Source organism: Vibrio sp. Vb0304, from assembly GCF_033338995.1.
Lineage (GTDB): Bacteria > Pseudomonadota > Gammaproteobacteria > Enterobacterales > Vibrionaceae > Vibrio > Vibrio alginolyticus.
In genome coordinates this window covers 1-1,503 of the sequence record NZ_JAWOTT010000106.1, presented here as the reverse complement: position 1 = coordinate 1,503, position 1,503 = coordinate 1, and the positions used below count along the sequence as shown (strand labels likewise).

Sequence of the window (1,503 nt, the reverse complement as noted above, 5' to 3'; positions counted from 1 at the left end):
TGTGAAAGAAATGCCACCAGTGGCACCAACAGGCACTATTGCAAGGGCGCTAATTGAGCAGACCGTGAGTGATATTCTTTCAGGCTGAGATGCTGATCGTAAAGTGTGTAAAGGTTAAAAATTAATCATTTTTGAGACATCACTGTTGCTAGACTAGCTTGGTATGACGTTCTGTATTGATGGGTTTATAAATAATGGAGTATACCGAATGAAGTTGAAATCAGCGTTATGGCTAGGATTAGTATCGTGCACAATGGTGAGCATGTCGGCAAATGCAAGTATCGAAGTAAAAGCGAAGCGCATGTTGACAGAAAATACCATGACAGAAAATGTAACCAAGGTGCAGCAGGCTTGTGGTAATGAAGTACTAGAAACCAATATCGATTGGGCTCAGTGGGATAATTATGATTTTTCTGAAGCTCGACTTGATAAAGTAAAAACCACAGGTTGGTTAGGTGGCCTTATTAACTACATCTATGATGATATGGTGAAGTTGTGCACGACAACTGAGCACGCAGCTTTGTATAAAGAAGAGTTTCAAAAAGTTCAAAAAATCCAATTCGTAGGTCAAGATTCAGTGAATGCGAAAAAAGCAGGTTTCGCGTTAGATGAAGGTGGTAGCGTACTCAAAGTTGCTCTGAATCCAAATGCGGCTTACGACTCTTCAACGTTGAAGTACCTTAAGCAGGCATGGAACTAAAACGATGAAGAAAACGTTATTGTCGTTATTCATGGTGTCCGTCAGCTTTGCCGTGGTCGGTGAAGAAGCTCGTTACACCATGGACGACTTAAAGGCATTGAACGGCTCTAAAAATTGGAATGAGCTATTAGCGCATGCGGAAGATATTCGTCCATCTCAACGTAATAGCGAGTGGGAAAGCCTAGTTCAAAATGCGGCGTTGGGAGCGTTTGAACACTATGTCGCATCTGGAGCAAAAGATGATGCGATTGGTCTGGGTCAGCAGTTAATCCTATCTTACCCATTTCTCTCTCAATCTAAGAGTTTTACTCAGCAGTTCTCGAAAGAGCTGGTGCCTGCAGCACAACCATGTATTCAATATGCGATAGAGGGATGTGTGGAAAATTATGGTCAGCTTCTTAATACCTTGGCACCAAGCGCTGAGGTGAGTTACGAAGAAGGAGCCAAAGTTTTCCAGAATGTCTCGAAGTCACTGTCGGTTCCTTTTTTTGCAGCAGCAGTGCAGCAAGCTGAGAACTACTGTGCGGATGAAAACGTCGCAAATGCGTTGCTCTACACCTTGGACAGACCAAATAATACCAACTTCGCTTTGGCGAAAGAGGTTGCTACACAAAGGTGTGCTAACACCGCACTAACAAACTTTGAAAATTACATTATTGAGTCTCAGACCGTAAGAGAAGCACTTTGCCCGACATATTTGTCTAAAGGACATGTAAAAGGGTTAATGAAAAAAGTTTGCCAGTCATAACTGCTCGTTCTTAAAGCCACCGCAAGGTGGCTTTTTAATTTATTGAAATTTAGGC

2 protein-coding genes and 1 pseudogene are annotated in these 1,503 nt (G+C 42.3%); all 3 read left to right on the top strand.

Annotated features, from left to right (window positions below; genetic code table 11):
* Window positions 1–88 (top strand): annotated as a pseudogene (locus tag R7P35_RS24180) (NAD(+) diphosphatase); the annotation flags it as partial.
* Between the two features lie 120 nt (window positions 89–208).
* On the top strand, window positions 209–700 hold the full coding sequence (locus tag R7P35_RS24175; protein ID WP_015297455.1) for a hypothetical protein: 492 nt from the start codon (window positions 209–211) through the stop codon (window positions 698–700).
* Window positions 701–704: 4 nt separating this feature from the next.
* Window positions 705–1,448, top strand: coding sequence for a hypothetical protein (locus R7P35_RS24170; protein ID WP_021484599.1), 744 nt, complete (start codon window positions 705–707; stop codon window positions 1,446–1,448).
* Window positions 1,449–1,503: the final 55 nt, after the last annotated feature.